The organism is Saprospiraceae bacterium (assembly GCA_016719615.1).
Lineage (GTDB): Bacteria > Bacteroidota > Bacteroidia > Chitinophagales > Saprospiraceae > Vicinibacter.
The window spans coordinates 281,126-302,251 of sequence record JADJYQ010000007.1 but is presented as its reverse complement, the minus strand read 5'-3'; the positions used below and the strand labels follow the sequence as shown (position 1 = coordinate 302,251).

Genomic DNA, 21,126 nt, shown 5'->3' with positions numbered 1-21,126 from the left:
CATTCAATAATTTGAAATTATAAATTTAGTGGACTTTTCCAATAATCACGAATGAATCAAGCATATTGTCCATTGTCCCGTAGGGACAAAATATTGGTAGCTGAAAAATAAATAAATCACATTGCCCTGTAGGGGCAAAAGAGCATTTTATGGCAAATACATTTTCTCAAATACATCTGCAATTTGTGTTTGCAGTTCAAAATAGAAAATGCATCATTTCTTATGAATGGAAAGCAGATTTGTATAAATATATTACAGGTATCAATAATAACTTTGGGCACAAATTAATAGCCATAAATGGGGTGGCAGATCATGTACATCTTTTGGTTGGTTTTAGGCCAAGTCAGGCTATTTCCGAATATATGAGAATTATAAAAGGGGAATCTTCTGAGTGGGTTAATAAGCGCCGGTTTATTTCAGAAAAGTTTAGCTGGCAGGAAGGTTTTGGCGCTTTTTCTTATAGTAAGAAAGAAATTGAATCGGTTATTTGCTATATAATGAATCAGGAAAATCATCATAGGAAAATTTCATTTATGGAAGAATATAGAAATATTTTGAAGGAATTTCAAATTGAATTTGATGAGCGGTACATTTTTAAGAAGTATGGTAATCAATCTGGGTTGGCGAAAGTTAAATGAGTCAATAAATTTCAGCCATTAAAAAAGATGGTCAATTATATTTTTTGAACTGTGTATTGATAAAAAAGGGAGAATCGGGCTAACCAAGGGTATTGTTGCGTGCCTACGGCACGCTGTGAAGTTCTTTAGTGTTTTTTACCAATATATTGTCCCTGACGGGACATGGGATGTTCATATAGAACAAGTTGTTTTTGCGAGTAGAATCAATATTCTGTGCTTGCATTTCGGTGGCACAAGTCAGGAGACTTGCGCCAACAATTAATATTTTTAATACCTGTCATTAAACTAACGAGTGTTAGATTAATGATAAATATTTTATAGTTGATTGATGATCTCTGCCACCATTTTCAACTCAAAATCTTCAATGCATAAAGGCGGGGCAATCCGCAAGCTCTCAGGTGAAAATAGAAAACCTTCAGCCAACACCTTTTGCTCAAATAACTTCCGGAGGACGTGCATCAGCTGAATCTTATTTTGAAAATCTATGGCCATAAAAAGTCCTTCGCGGCGGGATTCTTGAATGGAATTATTTTTTAAGAGCAATTCAAAGAAATGTCCCTTTTCTTCTGCGGTTTCTATCAAACTGCTTTCGATTAGAAAATTTAATCCGGCCAGAGCTGCCGCACAAGAAACGGGATGTCCACCGAAGGTGGTGATGTGCGCCAGGGGCAATTGTTTGAATAATTGTGCCAGCATGGTCCTGTTGGCAATTATAGCTGAAAGCGGCATGCCGGCACCTAATGCTTTTCCACTCAATAACAGATCCGGAATAATTCCATAATGCATGAATGCAAACAATTTTCCGGTGCGACCCAAACCAGTCTGGATCTCATCCAGTATCAGGAGACTATTATGATCATTGCATTGTTGGCGCATGGCCTGCCAATATTCACTATTTGCTCGTCTCACTCCTGCCTCGGCCTGAACGACCTCAGTGATCACTGCTGCTGTATGTGAGGTAATGAATTTCAGATCAGCAATATTCCCAAACTCAATAAAACGGATTCCCGGTATGAGTGGTAAAAAAGCTGCCCGGTGCATTTCATCAGAACGCAACGATTCAGCACCCAGAGTGCTTCCGTGATATGCATTTTTGCAAACAACAATTTCGGTTCTGCCTGTGGCGAGTCTCGATAGTTTTATGGCTGCATCTATAGCTTCACTGCCTGAATTTAGAAAATAGAAACTGTTTAAATGTGCCGGTAAGAGATCTGCCAATTTTTCTGCAAGCTTGATCTGAACTTGTTGTACATGTTCGCCATAGACATTGCTATGAAGATAAACTTGTGATTGTTGTTGAATCGCTTTGATCACTTCAGGCACCCCGTGTCCGATGTTATTCACACCAAATCCGGAAATGAAATCCAGATAGGCTATATTATTTTTATCGTACAGGTAAGTCCCCTGAGCGCTGCTGATTTCAAAACCCTGCGGGATTTCACTTGTTTGACAGATGTATTCGAGAAACTGTTGTCTAAGAAACATTTAAATATTTATTAAGGGATTTCTGCACTGGCAATATAGGCTCATTCGCCGAAATTGATTCATATTTGTGGTAAAATTAATGGAACACATGAAAAACATTTTATTTAGGATCGTAGCAGTTTGTTTTTACTATGTTTTTTGCAGCCCCCTGGTGCTTCAAGCACAGGAACCAGCAAGCGGTTTGAAGGGCATCGATTTTTTTCACGGAAGTTTTAAAGAAGCCCTAACAAAAGCAGAAAAAGAAGGCAAACTGGTTTTTATGGATGCTTTTACTACCTGGTGCGGACCATGTAGGAGGATGTCATCAAATGTTTTTCCCGATGCTGCAGTTGGCGAGTTCTACAATGCCAATTTTATCAATATAAAAGTAGATATGGAAAAAGGTGAAGGACCTGAATTGAGTTCCAAGTATAGCGTGAGATCCTATCCAACGTTTTTATATTTAGGAGCAGATGGAAAAGTGGTCCATTCTACCGGAGGTGCTCGTCCTGCAGAAGCATTTATAGAACTCGGGCGCGAAGCTTTGAAAAAATTTGATCGCTCCGGTGATTGGGCAAAACTTTATGAAGGAGGCGACCGCGAAGCTGCTAACGTATTGGCATACATCAAATCTTTAAATCAGGTTGGTAAGCCATCCCTGAGAATTGCCAATGAATATCTTTCATCACAAAAGGACCTCACTAAACCTGAAAATCTAGAGATTATACTTGAATCAACGACTGAAGCAGATTCCAGAATTTTTGATTTTCTAGTGCAAAATAAAAAAGCTGTTGTGCAATTGAAATCACTTGATGTTTATGAATCGAAAATTTATCAGGCGTGTAAACGCACGGTCAGAAAAGCGCTTGATTATCGCAATGAATCTTTACTTCAGGAAGCTCAGGAAAAAATGAAAAACATTCCTTCGCGTTACGATGAATTTAAATACACGACTTCGCTTGACTATTATGGTGAAACCGGAAATGTGGATAAGTTCACCGCTGCTGCAAAATCATATGCAGATAAAATTGCCAAAAAAGATCCGGCAAAACTCAAAGATCTCGGCCAACTTTGCATCAAATATTTTAAGGAAGATAAAAATGCGATGTCACTTGCAGAAAAAACTGCAAAGCAAGCATTTTCATTAAGTCAGGATCAGGCTTACTGCATTCATTACGGCAGGATGTTGCATCACAATGGTAAAAAATCAGAGGCCATTTCTGTTGTTAAAAAGGGGGTGGAACATGCGAAATCGAAAGCAGAGCCTACGCAGATGTTAGATTATTTGCTGAGAGATTGGGGAGTTGAAATTTAGAGGGAAGCTCAAAGCTATAAAGTTTAAAGTCTAAAGCTTTGATTTAGTAAATAGATTGTCAGTTTGGTTAGGCGCCTAAAACTTTAATAGTGAAATCATGAAATTACTTTTCCTATCATTGTTATCAATAAGTTCGATAAGTAATTTATTTTCTCAAAATAATGACAGTATTGAAATACCACCATCTGCAATTTTGGAGGCACCACTCCCTGCAGATATAGAGTGGACACAAGCTTGCACAAAACAGGATTTAATCTATTTGGACTCTATGAATATTAAAGTTATTGCCGGCGATAAAAACCGATACTATTGGAATTCTTTTATTGATAAATCAATTGAATGTAAAGACCAAATTCAAATTTATAAAGTCGTTCAATTAGGTCAATTGAAAGCTTATTGCTTAGCTTGTATTGCTAATGGCAAGGTAACTCATGTCGATGCTTGTATACAGGTTCTCAAAAAATGAGAATAAATTTCAAAAGGACTTTAAGTTATGCAATGGATATAAATGAGTTGCTTTTTTGTTACCATCAAGTAAATAATCCTAGTTCTTTAATCAATAGTCAGAAGTTAATGGTCAAGAGTCAATATCTATAATTGAGGGCATTACTCTATACTATATGCACAGTCTTTCTATAATCCTTGCTCCATAATCCTTAATCCAAGCGCTCCCTATTTTCTCCTTCGATGAGCACACGCTCCCCCTCCATTCTCTTCATCTCTGCTTTATGATAAAAATTGAACAGGTCCTTGTTCAATTTTTTCACCATGTGGGTGCAATTTTTTTTGAGATGATCGCTGGAAGAGAAATAATTGACCAATGTTTTCAAATTATGCTGAGTAATAAACGGAAATCCTTTGCGGAGTGGATTCCCATTTGAATCCTGAAATAACCAGCCTTCTGATTCGGATTCTGGCGTTTTGTCTTTGGCTAAGATAAAAAGGGAATCCATGGGGAATGGCCCGCCGGTGGTCATAAGCAAACTATCATCGATAAAAAGAGTGCCGGAGAATTGATTTTGTTTGAGCATTTGGTGGTTCTTATCGTAGTAAAATGATATTTTACTGAAACTCAAGTATTTTCGAAATGCCTGTATGAATGCTTTGTTGAACTGATCTCTGGCCACTTCGATTTCCTTTATTTCTTTTTGCTTCTTTTCTTTACAAGACAGATTGCATTTTTCAGATTCCAAACTTTGTTTTATATATTGAATTTTTTTATCAAATGATTCCAATCTGATCAAAATATATCCGGATTTCATTTTGCGAATGGCAGGATCGTTGATCAATTGATCGCTGATATCCTGCGCCGGCAAGCATAAAGTGTTAAAAAAATATAAAAGGAGTGTACTTATATATCCCGAATAGCCCAATTTTGCGTTTTTCGCCATGCTTTAGCGTTTATATGAAAACGCAAAGTTGATAAATTCGCCGCCTGTATTCGCTAAAAATCAATAGAATATGTCTACATATATCGATATCGAATCCTTAAATCAACAAATTGCCATTGAAAGTGCATTTATTGATCGTTTGCTCACAGAGCAAAGAGAAGTAATGGTAGGGCAACAATACATGCTGGACCGTTTATTGTTGGGTTTGTTGACCAAAGGCCACATCTTATTGGAAGGATTGCCCGGTTTGGCAAAGACCCTGGCCATTAAAACATTGTCTCAGTCGATAGATGCCCGATTCAGCAGGATACAGTTTACCCCTGACCTCCTTCCTGCCGATATTTTAGGTACTTTGGTCTACAATCCTGCTGACCATCAGTTTTCAGTGCGCAAAGGACCTATTTTTGCACATTTCATTTTAGCGGATGAAATCAACAGAGCTCCTGCTAAAGTGCAATCAGCCCTGCTGGAGGCCATGCAGGAAAAGCAAGTGACCATCGGTAAAGAGACTTTTCCTTTGGAAGAACCCTTTTTGGTCCTGGCAACGCAAAATCCAATTGAACAAGAGGGAACTTATCCATTACCTGAGGCGCAAACCGACAGGTTTATGATGAAAGTGGTCGTGACTTATCCCTCTTTTGAAGAAGAACGCCAGATCGTAAGAAGAAATCTCAGCGAACAGGTTCTTAAAAAACCACAAGCCGTTGTTCATCCCGACGACATTTTGAAGGCCCGAAAGTCGGTGTTGAAAGTTTACATGGATGAACGCATCGAAAAGTATATACTTCAACTCGTTTTTGCGACCCGAAACCCGGAACAATACCAATTGAAAGATTTGGCAGCTTATATTGAATATGGCGCTTCTCCCCGGGCGAGCATTTTTTTGGCACATGCCAGTAAAGCTTATGCGTTTATGCAGCACCGGGGATTTGTGATCCCCGAAGATGTCCAAAATGTTTGTAAGGATATCTTGCGTCACCGTCTGGGATTGAGTTATGAAGCCGAAGCAGAAGATATTCACCAGGATGAAATTATTAGTAAGATCTTGTCAAAAGTTGAAGTACCCTAATTTAAAAACATGCGATACACTTTTTGCCTTCTGGTACTTACACTCGTTAGTGTGATTCTGCCTGCGCAGCAGATTGATCCATCCTATCAGATCAGGCATATCATAGATTTGTTTGGGATCAAAAATAAAGGATTGTGGGTACATGTATATTCCGGATGGAGTCATAAAGGCGAAAAGTATACGCTGGTTCTTGGCCATGATCTGACAGAATACAAAGGATATTTAAACAGACTGGAAAGTGCTGACAGTTTTTTAGTAGAAGGAGCTTATCATCAGGGTCAATTTAAACTTGTTATACAGGACAGTACTTTTGAACATGTAGGATTTTTATTAGCAGAAATGTTTGATAGTGGCTTAAAAGCCCGATGGATGGATTCCGGGAAAGAAACCGGAATGTATATAGAATTTGAAAAAGTACCCAGAGAAGGATTTGTTATGCCGAAATGTCCTTCTCAAAACTGGTATCAATCGTTTTCCGGAATCATGGAAAAAGATCAGGTCTTTGTACAATTGCAAAGCGATATTGACCAACGCGTTTACGGCACCTTAAGTGTTCCTCAAAAATTAACAGGCTACATCTTAAGCGGTGATTGCGAAGACCCTAAATGTAAAATCATGAAATTGCGCATGCACGATTATTTTGGTGAGCGCGTTAAGGAATTCACTATCGAAAAAATAAACGACAAACAATTTAAAACCGAGGAACATTTTAAACAAAGAATCCATCTTACCGAAAACTGGGAATCGGTTCTCAAACATTCGTTAGTTTGTAAAAATATGCAATTACCGGGTATTAAAATATATGCACAATACCTGCAGCTTAATGACCAGGATTTTGATCAATGGATCAATGCTTTTCTTGACAAATGGGCCGAACAAGTGGTCAGTTATTATCAAAATGCACCTGTTGAAAATACGAAAGAGTTTACTGCTTACATCGACATCGATTGGATTCACAAAGACTGGGTAACGGGAATTTTCGCTTTGATGAACCCTGGAGTGATGAGACTCGCAATTTGTCTTTTAATTACGATCGCAAAAGTAACCGGATCATCAGCATCGACGAACTTTTTGAAAAGGAGTTTGATTACCATAAATATTTTGAAGAATACATAGCCTGGAAAAAACAGGAAATGATGAGTGTCAATAATTCAGGGAGATTTAAATTGTACGTTCAGACGGAGGGATTCAAACACTGGACCCTGAGACCGGAAGGGTTTTGTTTTAGTTCAGACTTTAACCGCGTATGGGGAAATCGAAAGATCATTATTCCTTATGCTTTGTTGCAAGATAAAATTCGAAAAACAGGACCTTTAAGAAAACTTTATTGAGCATGTTGACGCAAGATATCCTTCGGAAAGTACGCCAGATCGAGATAAAGACGAAAGGCTTAAGCCAGCATCTGTTTTCAGGCGCTTATCATAGCCATTTTAAAGGCAGAGGCATGTCATTTTCTGAAGTAAGGGAATACGCGATGGGCGATGATATCCGGCATATTGACTGGAATGTAACGGCACGCACCGGGCAAACGCAGGTAAAGGTTTTTGAAGAAGAAAGAGAATTGACCTTGATGCTGCTGATAGATATCAGTAAATCCATGTATTTTGGTACAAAGGAAAAAGAAAAATTTTTATGGGCAGCTGAAATAGCCGCGGTACTTGCCTTTTCAGCTACTCAGAATCACGATAAAGTAGGACTCATCTTATTTAGTGATGTGATTCATCTTTACATTCCTCCTAAAAAAGGAAAACAACATATTCTCAGAATGATTCGCGAACTTCTGGTCCAAAGATCCGATTCCGGCACGACCAATTATCACTTGCCTTTACAATATCTGAATCGCGTTCAGAATAAGAGATGTATTAGTTTTTTGATCTCAGATTTTCAAAGTGATGTACCTGAAACCACATTGAAAATTGTAGCACGTCGACATGATTTGATTGGCTTGCAATTAAGAGATCCTTTGGAAAAGGAAATTCCAAAGGTCGGCTTATTGCAATTTAAGGATTTAGAAAGTGGATTGGAAATGATTATCGACACCGATGATCCAAATTGGCATCAAAAATATAAGCAATCACAACAACTTCATCAGACCAAAATAAAACAGGCCTTGTTGCGAGCGAAAGCGGAATTTCTGGAATTAGAACCCGACGATACATACATCAAAACATTATTGAATTTTTTCAAAAAAAGAAATTGATGTGCAAAAAAAACATTGAGCTTATTTGTATATTTATTGTTGGTTTTTTCTCGATGGAAATTTTTGCACAGTCCAATAAGAATATACAACTTCGATTGGATTCTACAGAGATGTTGATCGGCGGACAACAGTTTTTACATATTCAATGTTCAGATAGTTTATGGGGTCTAAAAATGCATCGGGTATTGGATACCCTTAGTTGGTTGAATGTATTAGAAGATGGAGTTTGGGAATGGAAACAGCCGTATTTGGAAAAAAAGATTTTGTTTACCGTTTTTGACAGTGGATTTTTCAGAATACCCAAGCCCATCGCCGACCAGGATACCTTAGATCAAAGCTTGCCTGCCCTTTATCTCCATGTTTATTTTCCGCAGGATAGCCTGACCGATTTGCGTGCGATAAAATATATTGAAGAAACCAAATCTACATCGCGTTTGGCTTTGATCATCGGCTTGAGTTTGATTTTTCTGGTCCTTATTCTGTTTGTATTATGGCAGTTTTTTAAAGCCGATCGTGCCAAATCCATTTCCTATCATTCTGCTAGTCCGATTAGACCTTGGGAGCAAGCCATGGATGCACTCGACTTACTGGAAAAAGGACAACTTTGGCAAAGAGGTGAAATTAAAAATTATTACGATCAACTTAGCATCATCGTTAGAAAATTTTTATCGGAAGGACTTTTTATTCCAGCTATGGAGCATACGACAACAGAAGTCAAAATCATGATTGATGAGAAATTATCGAATCAGGTAGAAAATGATGCAATCATTGGCTTATTAAATACAAGTGATTTGGTGAAATTCGCGAATAGATTTCCCGGACTCGAAAAACATGCAGGATGGATGGAAATTGCCAGAGCTTTTGTAAAAAGTCATCTTACTTTAAGTGACCAGTTGATGAGTGTAAACAGAAAGCATTATCTCGCCTTGTTGGGAGCAGAAGTAAGCAATCAATTTGAATTTCCATTGGAAACAGTTCCGGAAGTTCTCGTGGAGGCCTACAATCAATCTAAAGACTTGGCAACATTGGAACTCTTTACGGGCTTATTTACATGGAAACGATTTGTATTACCCGCTAACTGGGTGAGTTTGCATTATCGCAACTGCGGACGATTTTACAAATGGCAGAGCAATCTATTTTCACAAGAAGGGAATCGTTTATTACAAATTTTTCTTTTTCTGCTTTCCATTCCCATCATTGCAGTATTTCTACCCATTTTATTTTTGCTTAGTCTTTGGAATAAAGAATCGCTTACTGCTAGGGGAATATTTGCATTGAGCAGAGATCACAAGATTTTTTTGCGAAAATGGCCTGAAGCATGAGTATGATTTGGGATCGGTTTGAATGGGATGCACCATGGTTTTTGGCCTTACTGCTGTTGTTGCCATTCCTGGCATATTACATTTTTCAAAAATCTGCAAAAGGACAAAATGCGCTGTATTTTCCGGAAGTATCCCAGCTTCCGAAATTTTCCAATTGGAAAATTAAAGGGCTTCATTATTTACCTTATTTGCGATTACTTGTGATCGCATTATTTATTCTCGCCATTGCGAGACCAAGGTGGTTATTGAAAGAAGAAAAGATTGATGCAGAAGGAGTGGCTATTTTTTTGGCTATGGATTTATCATCATCTATGTTGAGTCAGGATTTTCAACCTAACAGACTTGAAGTAAGTAAGCTGGTGGCAATCGATTTTATTTCGAAAAGACCTTATGACCGCATCGGATTGACCGCATTTTCCGGAGAAGCGTTTACGCAATGCCCGCTCACCACAGATCATGAAGCTTTGAAAGGCCTATTGCAAGAATTAAAATGCGGATTACTTGAAGATGGAACCGCGATAGGTATGGGCTTGACCTCTGCTGTCAATCGCTTAAGAGAAGATTCAGCAAAAAGTAAAATCATCATCCTTATCACCGACGGAGTGAACAACGCAGGTGATGTGTCTCCGGCTGTCGCCGCAGAATTGGCGAAAAGTTATCAGATTAAAATTTATTCTATTGGTGTTGGTACCAATGGGGAAGCATACTCCCCAGTAGGCAGAAGCCCACATGGAGAATATGTATTTGGAATGGCACCTGTGAATATCGACGAACAATTATTAAATCAAGTTAGCCAATACACCGGTGCGCAGTATTATCGCGCAACAAATGCCGAAAAACTGGCTAAAATCTATCAGGAGATTGATCAACTGGAAAAAACAAAAGTCGAAATCAGATATATTAAAAGGTATTCAGAAGAATTCAGGATTTTCCTTCTCGCTGGAATGTTGCTACTCCCTTTGGAGTGGACCCTGCGTTGGACCCTGCTTCGGATTACTTATTAACGCGAAGACAAAACCATGTTCAGAATCGAAGAAAGCGTTTATTTGTTTTTGTTCATACTCTTGCCGGTATTATACCTGCTTTATAGCTATGCACAAAGAAAAAACGAAAGGACCCTCGTTAAATTGGGTGAGTTGAATTTACTTCGTAAACTCAGGTTGGTAGTACGCGACAGAGCAAGTCTTAAATTTTTTTTATTTCTGAGTGTTATTGCACTAACAATTGTTAGTTTAGCTAATCCACAATTTGGCAAAAAGAAAGAAAAAGCAAAAACGCAGAATATTGATGTGTATCTCGCACTTGATGTTTCTCAAAGTATGTTGTGTCAGGATATCAAGCCCGACAGATTGTCGAGAGCACAACTTTGGATCAAACAATTTATCGAGCGTTTCCCTTCGGAGCGATTTGGATTTATTTCATTTGCAGGCAGTGCGTTTTTGCATACACCGCTTACAACAGATTTGGCCACAATTTACAATATGGTAACGGCTGCGTCCCCCCGAAATCTCGGCACGCAAGGCACCGCCATAGCAGATGCCATACAGCTTGCTGAAAAGTCATTTGCAAAGGAAGAAGGATTTCACAAAGTCATCATCCTTTTAAGCGATGGTGAAGATCACGAAGGAGAAATTGTAGAATCCGCACAAAGGGCTAAAGAAAGTGGAATCACCATATTTACGATACCTTTAGGCACGGAACAGGGCGGTCCTATTCCTTCCATGTATCAGGGCGGATCCAATTTTCGAACCGATCCTTCGGGAAATCTCATCATCACAAAACCCAATCGATCCTTATTAAAACAAATTGCAGACGCAGGCGGAGGAGATATGTTTGAAATACAATCAGGCGACACAGGATTTGAGACTTTGCGAAATAAATTTAATGCATTGGCAAGAAAAGAAATTACTTATCAGTCCTTTAGTAGCTTTAATTCCTATTTTCAATATTTTTTAGGTCTGGCCTTGTTATTGCTTATTTTGGAAACACTGATGATTCGAAGAAAAACATGAAGGCACTAAGTTTCATATCGATATTTTCCTGGATCTGTTGGTTATTACCGGCGCAGGATCCAGGTATGTATTTTTTAAGAGCCGACAAATTGTACAAAGATTCAAGTTACCAGGATGCTGAAGAAAACTACCGCCAGGCACACGCTATGAAGCCGGGCTTCAAGTCTTCATACAATATTGGCAATAGTCTTTACCAACAAGGTCGAAGTCAGGAGGCCATTGATTATTACAAAAATAGTTTGTTGAATGAGTCCAATCAACAACGACAAGCTAAAGCCTATTACAATTTGGGCAATGCCTATTTTCACAACCAGCAATTTGACAAAAGTGTGGAGGCATATAAGGAAGTCCTCAAAAGACAACCCTCTGATAACGATGCCCGCAACAATCTGATGTTGGCGAAAAAACAATTGATGCAACAGCAACAACAGCAACAACAGCAGCAGCAACAACAACAACAAAAGCCCAACGAAAATAAAGAAGCCCAGGAAGCCCAATCTCAGCAAGAGCAAAAATCACAAAACAAAGAAGAACAACAAACACAAAAGCAAGAACCTGCTCCATCCAAAATGAATAAAGAGCAAATGGAGCAATTACTTCGCATGGCCGGTGAACAGGATCAAAAAACGCGTCAAAAATTGCAAAAAGCACAAAGCAAATCGCCGAAGCGGGAGAAAGATTGGTAGATGCTAGGGGAAAAGCTTAAAGGTGAAAGGCTGAAGAGATATGGCTTGAAGCTTAAAGCCAAAAGCTTTATAGATGATAAAGTAATTTATTTCCATTCCTTACATCTTTGCTTCTTACTCTTTGATCTATAATCAAAAATGTCCCTTTTCCTTTTGCCTTTTCCCTTTATCCTTTTCTCTTCAGCCTAAAGGCAAGTTTTTAAAAAATTATTAACGTTCCTCTTACCACATTTGATTTAATTTTGGCATTGAAAATAAATTATTGTTTGTTCTTTCAAAAAACGGGAATGTATGAGATGCTGTATTTTTTTCGTTTTACTTTTTGCGGCTAAACTCAGTGCACAAAAACTGGAGTTTAATGTAACCGTTAGTAGCGATACCTTATTGTTGGGAAATTATCTGGAAGTAAAGTTCGAAATCAACAATGGAAAAGGTCAGTTTGTACCACCGGATTTTGCAGGGTGGAATGTGGTTTCCGGACCCAATAGCTCTTCGAGTTTTTCGATCATCAATGGAGATGTCAAACAAAGCAGCTCATATAGTTATTATCTCGAAGCGGGATTTGAGGGCGTCTACATCATCAACCCAGCCCAATTGGAAACGGAAGATGGAGTTCTGAAAACACCAAGTATACAAATCATCGTATTGCCAAATCCGGAGGGCATAAGGCAACATCCTAAGAACAGGGAAGAGAGTAAATATTTTATGGACGAAGCACCGGTAAAAAGTCCGGTTAAGAAAAAACGTCAACCTGTAAAAATGTGATGCGGATACACAAACTTCTTTTATTATTTTTTTGGGTAACAGATTTGTGTGCTCAGCGATTTGAAGCACAAACTGATGCCAAAACGGTACTGCAAGGTTCCAGTTTTCAAGTGACATTTAATTTGTACAATGCAGAAGGCCAATATTTTCAGGCTTCTGATTTTAGCCCTTTCCAGATTTTATCAGGACCTGCGAGATCTATGCAAACTTCCATCGTTAACGGAAGAAGGTCTTCCAGTCAAGGTTATGTATACGAATTGATTTGCAACAAAGTTGGGCGGTTCAGGATTGCTCCGGCGCGGGTTCGCGTCCAGGGAAAAGAAATTCAAAGCAATGAGTTGTGGATAGAAGTAGTGAAAGCTGAGGAACAAGGATCTTCCGGTAAAGATATTTTGATCATTGCAAGTCTGGATAAATCAAAAGTAGTTGTTGGCGAACAATGTCTGCTGACCTATAAACTATACACGAAAGTTGCGATAGAAAATATCGAGGCAGCATCGCGACCGGTGATGGATGCATTTCATGAAATGAATGTCAATATGTTGAACAACCCGGTCACACGTGAGATTTACAAAGGTCAGGAATACATGACCAAAGTACTTTCAAAAATTGCTTTATTTCCAATAAAAACCGGCGTGATCAGTATTGAGCCTGTGGTATATCGATTGGTGCGTGGTCAGGACGATCCATTTGGATTTGGAATGCCTTCTTTTTTCAGACAGCAAATAGAAACGGTTTCAACCAATAGTTTGGAATTGCAGGTTGAAAACCTACCAGTCATCGCTGATGAACAGTTTTCGGGTGCAGTTGGAGAAATGGATATGAAAGTCATACCTCCCGGTCACCGATTTTCGCTCAACGATGCCATTCACATTCAGGTTCAGATACGTGGAAACGCCCATTTTAATGGACTTGCAGAAAACTTTATTCGCATGGATACAGCATTTGAGATCACCGATATCAAAAAAGGAAATCCGATAAAAATTACAGATGAACCTGAGATTCTGCAAAGCTGTGACTACGATTATCTGCTTATTCCGAAAAAGCCCGGTACATTTATCATCCGGCCTGAGTTTGTATATTTCGATCCGCGATCAAAGTCTTATAAAACTATACGGGATAGTTTTTCCATTACTATTGTTGAATCCGGATTGCTAAATGTGGCACAAAGCTCAAACTCGCCGGAACCCGGACTCATGGATATTCCAAAGACCACATGGATCTATGCACCGCTATATAAAAATATTTTAACCTATGTTTTTTTATTGATCCCAATAAGTCTGTTTTTTCTTGGACATTATCGCTTATATATTCAAAGAAATCAAAAAGAAAACATGGACATCCGAGTATTTGATCCCAAGGATGCACAGGAAGTTTTGGAAATGAAATTTTCACAAAAAATGAAACAGTATTTAAAATTAGATGCGGAGCAAATAACATTTACTGAAATGCGTGCCAAGTTAATGTCTCTCGAACCGGGTCCGGAAGTGGATGCTTTTAAGAATTGGTTAAAAGAATACGATTATCTCAAGTACAGTGGCCATTTAAATCCGGCAGTATTGGAAACCCTGGAACAAAAACTGGATTCTTTTCTTTTATAAAATTATTACTGTTTCCTTAGTTTTTCTGATAATAATCCTGTATAAAATCAAATATTTGGTTCTCGGTCATTTTATCCGTGGTTAAAGTGGCGGTTAATTTTTTCTGAAAATCGCGATGCTCTTCGATCCAACTTGAAAACGCCTGTTTCATTTGTGCGGGTCCGAATACAATAAATTCATCGACATCCTGAAGTTCATGTGCGATCTTTTCAAAGTATTGTTGGGCCTGATGCTCTCTTCGGTTTTCATGTGTTTTTTCGGGATCGATGTAAACACTTCCTAGCCTTGTGTATTCCTTACCTTCTCCTTTGATTCGTTCGTGCGTTTCAATGTCAGAATGAATGTGTTGGGTACTTCTTCCGTCTGTTGTAGTTTTCAAAACAAAGGCCTCCTTGCTATCCAACCAAATGCCTGTGTGATTTTTGCTCATAAAAATAGATTTACTATATTGTTATAACAAAATAAAATCATCCAAAGTTTCATAAGAAACTTATCTTTAAAATGATGGTTAAAATGCAACAGAAGTAAATGGAGCAAAGTGGTGTTAAGAATAATTTTAATGTAGCCAGGTGAGATTCTTTGGAAAATATTTTGATATGGATAAATAATTTAGCTTTCACCATAAGTTGCCAAATTATTTATATACTAATCTATTTGTAAAATCAATACATGGGCAAAAATCAATACCTCTGACGGCACCTATCAAGCGCAAAACAGATTTCCTTTAAAGTCTTATCTTTGGGCCTCAATAGAAATTATGCGGCGTACGAAACTGGCAGATATCAGGGATATGGAAGTTCTGGGGCAGGAACTTCTGGTTATGGGATGGGTAAAGGCATTTAGAAACAGCCGTTTTATTGCCCTTAACGATGGTTCTCAACTGGCAAATTTTCAGTTGGTCGTCGATCCCGAAGCTACTGATCCCGAAGTTCTCAAACGCGTGACCATTGGCAGTGCGATAAAAGCTAAGGGCATTTTGGTGACTTCACAGGGTGCAGGCCAGTCCAACGAATTGCAGCTGAATCAGCTGGAAATTTTGGGTGATTGCGATGCTTCGGTATATCCGCTCCAGCCAAAGAAGCACAGTATGGAGTTTTTACGGCAGATTGGGCATTTACGCTTCCGTACACAAACCTTCAGTGCTATATTCAGGATCCGGCATACACTGGCTTTTGCCATCCACGATTTTTTTCATAGAAGAGGCTTTTATTATTTGCATTCACCCATCATCACTGCATCTGATGCAGAAGGTGCCGGAGAAATGTTTCAGGTAAGTACTCTGAATCCGGAGCAATTGCCCCGAGATGAACAAGGCGCCCTGAATTATGCCAAAGATTTTTTTGGAAGAAAGACCCATCTCACGGTGTCAGGACAATTGGAAGCTGAGTTGGCTGCCACGGCGCTGGGACAAGTGTATACTTTCGGACCCACATTCAGAGCTGAAAATTCCAATACACCCCGGCATCTTGCTGAATTCTGGATGATCGAACCCGAAGTTGCTTTTGCGGATCTTCACGACAATATGGATCTCGCAGAAGCCCTGTTAAAAAGTATCATACAGTACGTCACGATGCACAATCAAGAGGATCTTGAGTTTTTAAATCAACGCGAGATCGACGAGGACAAACAGAAACCTCAACAAGAGCGAAATGAGATGAATTTACTCGACCGACTGAAGTTTTGTGTAGAAAATGATTTTGAGCGCATTAGCTATACGGAAGCCATTGAAATCTTAAAACAATCCACCCCGAATAAGAAGGGAAAATTTCAATACCCTATAAATGACTGGGGTGCCGATTTGCAATCCGAACACGAACGTTACCTCGTCGAAAAGCATTTTAAAAAACCGGTAATCCTAAGCAATTATCCAAAGGATATCAAAGCATTTTACATGCGGCAAAATGATGATGGTAGAACTGTTGCGGCCATGGACATATTATTTCCGGGCATCGGAGAGATCGTAGGTGGCTCCCAACGAGAAGAGCGGCTGGAACATCTGGAGCGCAGAATGACGGAAATGCATATTCCAGCCGATGAAATGTATTGGTATCTCGATACCAGGCGATATGGTACCTGTCCGCACGCTGGATTCGGCTTGGGATTTGAGCGATTGGTGCTTTTTGTGACCGGGATGAGCAATATCCGCGATGTGATTCCATTTCCGAGGTTTCCGGGCAGTGCCGATTTTTAAACGAACAAACGTTTGTTAGTCTGATAGATTCAATAAAATAAAACTGTAACAATTCATGAAAAATTTAAATTGGGCACTCCATGCTGTTTCTATACTGGGATTGATATTCCTCTTTGTGCAAAACCAGCAATTGAAATCAGGTAAAGATAAACTTACACCTGCGACAACATCTTCGGGAGGAGGAGACATCGCTTATTTTCAATCGGACAGCCTGCTACCGAATCTTAATTTTTCAAACAGTCGGAAGCCGATTTTAAGAAAAAACAGGAAGAAATGATGAAGGAGCTCCAAGGCAAAGAAAATAATTTGCGTAGTGAATTTCAGCGCTTGCAGAAAAATGCGGAGAACATGACACGCAACGAAATGGAAAACGCTCAGAAGCGCCTTGCCGGAATGGAACGCGAACTCGTGGAACGCAAAGAAAAATTATCGGAGCAATTTGCCGGTGAAACGGCAGAGTTCAATGAAGCTTTACATAAAAAGGTCATTGCTTTTCTAAAAGAATACAACAGCGACGGTCGCTATCAGTATATCTTCAGTGTGGCCCGCGATGGAAATATTTTTTATTGGGATCCCAATAAAGACATCACCCAGGATATGATCAAAGGCATCAACGAACTATACAAATGAGCCGGGAGACAACAGGCAGGATCCGTGTCCTGATGTTGCCTCACAATGTATCATCTGACATGGATTTTCGCGTGGAGGCCTTGCGTAAATATCAGGACCTCGAAATACGGGCTTATACTACCCATGTCAATAAAATGTTGCCTTCAAAATATTGCATGTATTTACCCTCCGGACTGGTCAGTATGAATCCATTCAAAAGGATTTGGGCTTATATTTTATATTATTTTTTAATCAGGCGTGAATTTAAATGGGCAGATGTTGTACATTGGTATTGGGATTTTAATTACATCCCGATTTTAAAGTTTCCGCTGGAATACCATTTGTTAAAGCAGTGGAAAAAAAAGGGCCTGATCCTTTGGTGTGGTTCTGAAATCAGAAATCCGGATATCGATAAATCTGTAAATCCATATTACAAGCGCGAAAAGGAAACGGGCCAGTACGAATATACTTTTGAATCAGCGAAACGTTCCAGTAGAACACAAATTTTATTTAACAAACTTGGATTTGTGCCGCTGGAATTTATTGGTATCGGGCATTACATCGATAAACGATTATTTCCAAAAACACATAGGGTTTATCAGCTGATCGGATTGAAAGATTATCAACCGGTGTATCCATCGCCCAATCAGGCCAAACCCCTGATTGTTCATTCGGCTTCGAAGACCGGCGGCAAAGGCACAAAATATGTTTTACAAGCACTGGATAATTTAAAAGCAAAATTTGATTTTGAATTTGTTCTCATCAACAATATGTCAAAGGAGGAGGCATTGTCCTGGGTGCGTAAGTGCGATCTATTTATCGATCAGTTGATCACAGGTTCGCATGGAACGGCTGCGGTTGAAGCCATGGCCATGGGCAAACCTGTTTTGTGTTATATCAATCCGGTGGTGGGTCAGAATTATTCCGAAGACCTTCCGATATTGAATGCCAATCCGGACACGATTCAAGATGTGCTTCAGGATCTGCTGGATCATCCTGTAAAGAGAAATGAAATAGGGAGGAAGAGTCGGTTATATGTTGAGAAATATCATGACGACGAAAAAAATGCTGCGAATTTGTATGCATTGTATATGGGTATAATGGATGCGGAAAAAATTTAAGATAAAGCTATCTCACCATACGCATGCCTTCGCTGTTTTATACCTCTGATCATTGGACTGATTTATGAATAAAAATTCTTGTGAAGCTGGTTTTTAGTTTATGAGCTGTTTTAATTGCCCTAATCCAAAATGGCCATCTTATTTACCGGAGGCAATTCAGGCTTTTCCTTTTTATTACATGGATCGAAGATCTTAAAATCATAGCTAACACGCAATCCTAAAGATTGAATTTGATGATAGTGGTAGCCACGAATCGCATCTCCTTCAATTGGGGTACTCAGTTTTCGTTGATAATAAGCTTCAAACTCAAATTTATTATACTTCAGTCCAAGTATGAATACCCATCCTTGTTCAGAATAATTAAACCTTTGATTGCTCGTATAGTCCCTTTCCTTGTCCTCATAATATAGGTTGGTTACTATATTATTAGTCAATCCCGCACCTATCTTCCATTTGGTTTTAAAGTAATATGTAATTAGGAGCTGATTCTTTAAATAAGAATAATGAAACAATAAATCTTCAGTAACCCCCCCGTAAAAAAATCCACGTACGTGCTTATAAGTGTATTCACTTGAAAATTGTGCGTAAAACTGTTTAAACAGGTTTTGTTTAAAATTTATACCTATCAGCGGGCTGTTGTATCCAAATCCCTTTTTTCTAAAATCTAAGCGATAAATATGTATTGGAGTAGTAAGGACTTTTTGAAAATCATAACCCACAACAGGACCTATATAAGTTTGAGAAAAGGTATTAATTGACGAATCGCAGAAAAAAATAAAGTACAGAAGCAAAGTTCTTAAATTATACATTACAGTTTTAAGCCAATTTTGAAGTGGTATCTTAAATTAACCATCTTATCTGCCGTTTTATTGTTATTTTTACAATCAATCGTAGGAATTGAAATATTGAACCTCACTGAATTAATTCACAGTTTCAGGTAAATTATTTTTTGATGAAAAAAATATCATCACTCCACAACTGCCATCTTATTTACCGATGGCAATTCAGGTTTTTCCTTTTTCTTGCATGCATCGAAGATCTTAAAATCATAGCTAACACGCAATCCTAAAGACTGAATTTGGTGTAGGTGAAAAAAATGAATCTCATCTCCTTCGATGGGCCCATGCAGCCTTTTATAATAATAAGCTTCAAACTCATAGTTTTTATATTTTAACCCAAGCATAAACACATATCCATTCTCAGAATATTTAAATTTTTGATCGCTTATATATTCGTGTTCAATATCTTCAAAGTAAAGATTATTTACTAGATTGTATGACATGCCTCCACCTAGCTTCCATTTATCTTTATAATAATAAGAAAGAACGAACTGATTTTTAATATAATTATAATGGTAAAGAAAATCAGAGGAAAAACTTCCATCAGGAAATCCTCGAACATGTTTATGGGTAAAATCACTTAAAACATTAAGAAAAAGTCGATCAAACAGTTTTTGCTTTAAATTTAGTCCTATCACTGGGCTGAGATGTCCATATCCTTTATTTCTTAAATCTAATCTAAAAATGCGAGCTGAAATCACCTTTTGAAAATCAAAACCCACATGAGGGCCTATGTATGTTTGAGATAAAGAATTGGTATTCAAAGCAAAGTTTAGAATGACGCAATAAGTCAATTTATATATATTCTTCATTGCAAAGAATTTTGTGATCTTTTTTAAGATTATTCTAATTTATTGTCATGAAGCAACCACCTCTTTTGAACTTTTAATAAGTTGTCATCTTTTGATGAAAATCTAAAGATCGCAATTCCTGAATACGGAATTTCTTGTTCCTGAATTAAACAATTGAGGGTTGTAAAAATGAGACGACCATAAATATCATAAACTCTCAATAATGAACAATCATCCTGCTTGTCTTTATGCAAAGTTGCTTGAATTCCAGCCTCCGTTTTTTGGTTTTTGCCGGCCAACTCAGAGTAATAATCGCAATTCGGATCGTCATTATTTCAGTCATGCAGTTTGATAAGCTTGTACATTACACAAGGCCTTATTCCTGCATCACATAATGTTGGCGAATATATGGAAATTTTGATGTACTGGGGATAATAAGGATACTTCACTCCACTAATGCCATCTTATTCAACGGTGGACATTCAAGTTTGTCCTTTTTCTTACAACCGTCGAAGATCTTAAAATCATAACTCACACGCAGACCTAAAGATTGAATTTGGTGCAAGTGGTAGCCATAAATGTTATCCCCATCAATTGGAGTGTCTATTCTTTTAAAATAATAAACTTCAAACTCAAACTTATTATACTTTAACCCAAATATAAACACCCATCCTTTTTCAGAATAATTGACCATATTATTGCTCGTGTGGCCATCTTCAAGGTCTTCATAATATAGATTATTGACAATATTGTATGTTATCCCTCCACCAATTTTCCATTTATTTTTCCAATAATAGGTAAATAAAAACTGATTCTTAAAGTAGTTATAATGGTAAAGAAAATCTTGAAAAAAAGCCCCACCAGGAATGCCTCGTACATGCTTATGGGTAAAATCAGTAGAAATTTGAAGATAAAACTTGTTAATTAGGCATTGCTTTAATTTTATTCCTACTAAAGGGCTGACGTTACCAAAGCCTTTATTTTTTAAATCTAAGCTAATAAAATCCCGAGTGGAAATAACCTTTTGAAAATCATAACCCACAACAGGACCTATATAGGTTTGAGAAAAGGAATTTGCTATTCAATGCAAAGTTTAGAATAAGGCACCAGGC

The 21,126-nt window shown here is 38.2% G+C and carries 23 protein-coding genes; 17 read left to right on the top strand and 6 right to left on the bottom strand.

The annotated features are described in order from the left end of the window. The first annotated feature begins 149 nt into the window (after positions 1–149). On the top strand, positions 150–638 hold the full coding sequence (gene tnpA, locus IPM92_15910) for an IS200/IS605 family transposase (protein MBK9109808.1): 489 nt from the start codon (positions 150–152) through the stop codon (positions 636–638). 315 nt (positions 639–953) lie between these two features. Here tnpA and IPM92_15905 read toward each other — a convergent pair whose 3' ends face one another. Beyond that, positions 954–2,123, bottom strand: coding sequence for an aspartate aminotransferase family protein (locus IPM92_15905; protein MBK9109807.1), 1,170 nt, complete (start codon positions 2,121–2,123; stop codon positions 954–956). A gap of 88 nt (positions 2,124–2,211) precedes the next feature. Between IPM92_15905 and IPM92_15900 the strand changes: the two genes are divergently transcribed. Both IPM92_15900 and IPM92_15895 read left to right on the top strand, forming a co-directional pair. Then, positions 2,212–3,417 (top strand): thioredoxin family protein, encoded by a 1,206-nt coding sequence (locus IPM92_15900; protein MBK9109806.1) that lies wholly within the window; start codon positions 2,212–2,214, stop codon positions 3,415–3,417. Positions 3,418–3,514: 97 nt separating this feature from the next. Further along, positions 3,515–3,883, top strand: a complete 369-nt coding sequence (locus tag IPM92_15895; protein ID MBK9109805.1) for a hypothetical protein — start codon at positions 3,515–3,517, stop codon at positions 3,881–3,883. Between the two features lie 190 nt (positions 3,884–4,073). On the opposite strand, the gene IPM92_15890 is transcribed toward IPM92_15895, so the two are convergent. After that, entirely contained in the window at positions 4,074–4,808 is a 735-nt protein-coding gene (locus IPM92_15890) for a hypothetical protein (GenBank protein ID MBK9109804.1), read from the bottom strand. Between the two features lie 70 nt (positions 4,809–4,878). Here IPM92_15890 and IPM92_15885 point away from each other — a divergent pair, with 70 nt between their 5' ends. The 10 genes from IPM92_15885 to IPM92_15840 all read left to right on the top strand — a co-directional run bounded on the left by IPM92_15885 (position 4,879) and on the right by IPM92_15840 (position 14,463). After that, positions 4,879–5,877: an AAA family ATPase gene (locus IPM92_15885; GenBank protein MBK9109803.1), complete on the top strand. Its 999-nt coding sequence runs from the start codon at positions 4,879–4,881 to the stop codon at positions 5,875–5,877. A 9-nt stretch (positions 5,878–5,886) separates the two neighbouring features. Next, complete coding sequence (locus IPM92_15880; protein MBK9109802.1) at positions 5,887–6,993, top strand: hypothetical protein; 1,107 nt, start codon at positions 5,887–5,889, stop codon at positions 6,991–6,993. A gap of 20 nt (positions 6,994–7,013) precedes the next feature. Further along, a complete protein-coding gene (locus IPM92_15875; GenBank protein ID MBK9109801.1) occupies positions 7,014–7,208 on the top strand; it encodes a hypothetical protein in 195 nt (64 codons plus the stop codon). A 2-nt stretch (positions 7,209–7,210) separates the two neighbouring features. Further along, positions 7,211–8,077: a DUF58 domain-containing protein gene (locus IPM92_15870; GenBank protein ID MBK9109800.1), complete on the top strand. Its 867-nt coding sequence runs from the start codon at positions 7,211–7,213 to the stop codon at positions 8,075–8,077. After that, complete coding sequence (locus IPM92_15865) at positions 8,077–9,399, top strand: hypothetical protein (GenBank protein MBK9109799.1); 1,323 nt, start codon at positions 8,077–8,079, stop codon at positions 9,397–9,399. Before IPM92_15870 ends, IPM92_15865 begins: the two co-directional genes overlap by 1 nt. A 2-nt stretch (positions 9,400–9,401) precedes the next feature. Beyond that, entirely contained in the window at positions 9,402–10,403 is a 1,002-nt protein-coding gene (locus tag IPM92_15860; GenBank protein MBK9109798.1) for a VWA domain-containing protein, read from the top strand. A gap of 15 nt (positions 10,404–10,418) precedes the next feature. Then, on the top strand, positions 10,419–11,411 hold the full coding sequence (locus IPM92_15855; protein MBK9109797.1) for a VWA domain-containing protein: 993 nt from the start codon (positions 10,419–10,421) through the stop codon (positions 11,409–11,411). Continuing rightward, positions 11,408–12,097, top strand: coding sequence for a tetratricopeptide repeat protein (locus IPM92_15850; GenBank protein ID MBK9109796.1), 690 nt, complete (start codon positions 11,408–11,410; stop codon positions 12,095–12,097). Before IPM92_15855 ends, IPM92_15850 begins: the two co-directional genes overlap by 4 nt. Before the next feature lie 291 nt (positions 12,098–12,388). After that, positions 12,389–12,862, top strand: coding sequence for a BatD family protein (locus IPM92_15845; protein ID MBK9109795.1), 474 nt, complete (start codon positions 12,389–12,391; stop codon positions 12,860–12,862). After that, the gene (locus IPM92_15840; protein ID MBK9109794.1) at positions 12,862–14,463 is read left to right on the top strand and encodes a protein BatD; all 1,602 of its coding nucleotides are present in this window, start codon (positions 12,862–12,864) and stop codon (positions 14,461–14,463) included. Before IPM92_15845 ends, IPM92_15840 begins: the two co-directional genes overlap by 1 nt. A gap of 16 nt (positions 14,464–14,479) precedes the next feature. On the opposite strand, the gene IPM92_15835 is transcribed toward IPM92_15840, so the two are convergent. Next, on the bottom strand, positions 14,480–14,893 hold the full coding sequence (locus IPM92_15835) for a hypothetical protein (GenBank protein ID MBK9109793.1): 414 nt from the start codon (positions 14,891–14,893) through the stop codon (positions 14,480–14,482). Between the two features lie 327 nt (positions 14,894–15,220). Between IPM92_15835 and asnS the strand changes: the two genes are divergently transcribed. From asnS to IPM92_15815, 4 genes are read left to right on the top strand one after another with little or no spacing between them, the layout of a single operon-like run. Further along, positions 15,221–16,654: an asparagine--tRNA ligase gene (gene asnS / locus IPM92_15830; GenBank protein ID MBK9109792.1), complete on the top strand. Its 1,434-nt coding sequence runs from the start codon at positions 15,221–15,223 to the stop codon at positions 16,652–16,654. A 55-nt stretch (positions 16,655–16,709) separates the two neighbouring features. Next, positions 16,710–16,931: a hypothetical protein gene (locus tag IPM92_15825; protein ID MBK9109791.1), complete on the top strand. Its 222-nt coding sequence runs from the start codon at positions 16,710–16,712 to the stop codon at positions 16,929–16,931. Further along, entirely contained in the window at positions 16,928–17,284 is a 357-nt protein-coding gene (locus IPM92_15820; protein ID MBK9109790.1) for an OmpH family outer membrane protein, read from the top strand. Before IPM92_15825 ends, IPM92_15820 begins: the two co-directional genes overlap by 4 nt. Beyond that, positions 17,281–18,384, top strand: coding sequence for a glycosyltransferase (locus tag IPM92_15815; protein MBK9109789.1), 1,104 nt, complete (start codon positions 17,281–17,283; stop codon positions 18,382–18,384). The genes IPM92_15820 and IPM92_15815 overlap by 4 nt, the downstream gene beginning before the upstream one ends. Before the next feature lie 119 nt (positions 18,385–18,503). On the opposite strand, the gene IPM92_15810 is transcribed toward IPM92_15815, so the two are convergent. The 3 genes from IPM92_15810 to IPM92_15800 all read right to left on the bottom strand — a co-directional run bounded on the left by IPM92_15810 (position 18,504) and on the right by IPM92_15800 (position 21,056). Next, positions 18,504–19,193, bottom strand: coding sequence for a hypothetical protein (locus IPM92_15810; protein MBK9109788.1), 690 nt, complete (start codon positions 19,191–19,193; stop codon positions 18,504–18,506). A gap of 158 nt (positions 19,194–19,351) precedes the next feature. Further along, entirely contained in the window at positions 19,352–19,987 is a 636-nt protein-coding gene (locus IPM92_15805; GenBank protein MBK9109787.1) for a hypothetical protein, read from the bottom strand. A gap of 472 nt (positions 19,988–20,459) precedes the next feature. After that, a complete protein-coding gene (locus IPM92_15800; protein ID MBK9109786.1) occupies positions 20,460–21,056 on the bottom strand; it encodes a hypothetical protein in 597 nt (198 codons plus the stop codon). Between the last annotated feature and the right edge of the window lie 70 nt (positions 21,057–21,126).

Coding starts and splice junctions, on each gene's coding strand:
- tnpA (MBK9109808.1), top strand. CDS start 150: ATGGCAAATACATTTTCTCAAATACATCTGCAATTTGTGTTTGCAGTT.
- IPM92_15905 (MBK9109807.1), bottom strand. CDS start 2,123: ATGTTTCTTAGACAACAGTTTCTCGAATACATCTGTCAAACAAGTGAA.
- IPM92_15900 (MBK9109806.1), top strand. CDS start 2,212: ATGAAAAACATTTTATTTAGGATCGTAGCAGTTTGTTTTTACTATGTT.
- IPM92_15895 (MBK9109805.1), top strand. CDS start 3,515: ATGAAATTACTTTTCCTATCATTGTTATCAATAAGTTCGATAAGTAAT.
- IPM92_15890 (MBK9109804.1), bottom strand. CDS start 4,808: ATGGCGAAAAACGCAAAATTGGGCTATTCGGGATATATAAGTACACTC.
- IPM92_15885 (MBK9109803.1), top strand. CDS start 4,879: ATGTCTACATATATCGATATCGAATCCTTAAATCAACAAATTGCCATT.
- IPM92_15880 (MBK9109802.1), top strand. CDS start 5,887: ATGCGATACACTTTTTGCCTTCTGGTACTTACACTCGTTAGTGTGATT.
- IPM92_15875 (MBK9109801.1), top strand. CDS start 7,014: ATGAGTGTCAATAATTCAGGGAGATTTAAATTGTACGTTCAGACGGAG.
- IPM92_15870 (MBK9109800.1), top strand. CDS start 7,211: ATGTTGACGCAAGATATCCTTCGGAAAGTACGCCAGATCGAGATAAAG.
- IPM92_15865 (MBK9109799.1), top strand. CDS start 8,077: ATGTGCAAAAAAAACATTGAGCTTATTTGTATATTTATTGTTGGTTTT.
- IPM92_15860 (MBK9109798.1), top strand. CDS start 9,402: ATGATTTGGGATCGGTTTGAATGGGATGCACCATGGTTTTTGGCCTTA.
- IPM92_15855 (MBK9109797.1), top strand. CDS start 10,419: ATGTTCAGAATCGAAGAAAGCGTTTATTTGTTTTTGTTCATACTCTTG.
- IPM92_15850 (MBK9109796.1), top strand. CDS start 11,408: ATGAAGGCACTAAGTTTCATATCGATATTTTCCTGGATCTGTTGGTTA.
- IPM92_15845 (MBK9109795.1), top strand. CDS start 12,389: ATGAGATGCTGTATTTTTTTCGTTTTACTTTTTGCGGCTAAACTCAGT.
- IPM92_15840 (MBK9109794.1), top strand. CDS start 12,862: ATGCGGATACACAAACTTCTTTTATTATTTTTTTGGGTAACAGATTTG.
- IPM92_15835 (MBK9109793.1), bottom strand. CDS start 14,893: ATGAGCAAAAATCACACAGGCATTTGGTTGGATAGCAAGGAGGCCTTT.
- asnS (MBK9109792.1), top strand. CDS start 15,221: ATGCGGCGTACGAAACTGGCAGATATCAGGGATATGGAAGTTCTGGGG.
- IPM92_15825 (MBK9109791.1), top strand. CDS start 16,710: ATGAAAAATTTAAATTGGGCACTCCATGCTGTTTCTATACTGGGATTG.
- IPM92_15820 (MBK9109790.1), top strand. CDS start 16,928: ATGATGAAGGAGCTCCAAGGCAAAGAAAATAATTTGCGTAGTGAATTT.
- IPM92_15815 (MBK9109789.1), top strand. CDS start 17,281: ATGAGCCGGGAGACAACAGGCAGGATCCGTGTCCTGATGTTGCCTCAC.
- IPM92_15810 (MBK9109788.1), bottom strand. CDS start 19,193: ATGTATAATTTAAGAACTTTGCTTCTGTACTTTATTTTTTTCTGCGAT.